This window comes from Sphaerisporangium sp. B11E5 (genome assembly GCF_039871875.1).
Taxonomy (GTDB): Bacteria; Actinomycetota; Actinomycetes; order Streptosporangiales; family Streptosporangiaceae; genus Sphaerisporangium.
Genome location: NZ_JBDPMD010000122.1, coordinates 1 through 899 on the forward strand (window position 1 = coordinate 1; position 899 = coordinate 899).

Consider the following 899-nt stretch of genomic DNA (forward strand, 5'->3'; position numbering starts at 1 on the left):
TCCGGCGCGGCGCCTTCTGTGCCCAGACGTTCCGGCGCGGCGTACTCGGCGGCCACACGCTCCGGTGCACCGCGCTCCGTGCCCAGACGTTCCGGCGCGGCGCCTTCTGTGCCCAGACGTTCCGGCGTGGTGTGTTCGGTGGTCACACGCTCGGGGGCAGCGGGGCGCTCGGCCGACCTCTTGGCCTCGGCGGAGGCGGCGAGCCTGCGCAGGCGGCGGAGCGCCTCGGTGCCGATGGGCTGCTGCTCCGGCTGCCCGGAGGCGGTCACTGCGGGCTCGGGGGCCTGGGCCGGGTCGGTGGGCGGCGGCGGTGTGGTGGCCGGCGGCTGGGAGGAGGGGCGGTGCAGGGCACGCGCGGCGGGCGGCAGGACCGTACGGTCCTGCCGGGGCGCGCCGGTGGCCGGACGCGGCGGGGCGACGCCGGGGGACCAGGACGCGGCGGCCGGGCGGGACGCCGGGTCCGCGGCGGGGCTCTGCGGGCGGGCGCCGGGGGCGCCGGGGCGGGAGGCCGGGCCGGGGGTCCCGATGGACGGGCGGGAGGCCGGGGCGGGTGTGCCGGTCGCCGGACGCGAAGCCGGGCCAGGTGTCTCCTTGGCCGGGCGGGGAGCGCCGATCGCCGGGCGGGCCCCAGTGCCGGGAGCCTCGATGCCCGGGCGGGACGGGAAGCCAGGGCCTTCGGCGGCCGGGTGGGACGCGAGGCCGGGGGCCTCGGCGGCCGGGCGGGACCCGAAGCCAGGGGCCTCGGCGGCCGGGCGGGACCCGAAGCCAGGGACCTCGGCGGCCGGGCGGGACCCGAAGCCAGGGACCTCGGCGGCCGGGCGGGACCCGAAGCCAGGGACCTCGGCGGCCGGGCGGGACCCGAAGCCAGGGACCTCGGCGGCCGGGCGGGACCCGAAGCC

At 81.9% G+C, this 899-nt stretch carries 1 pseudogene; it reads right to left on the reverse strand.

What is annotated here, in order from left to right:
• Positions 1–899 (reverse strand): annotated as a pseudogene (locus ABGB17_RS38805) (hypothetical protein); the annotation flags it as partial.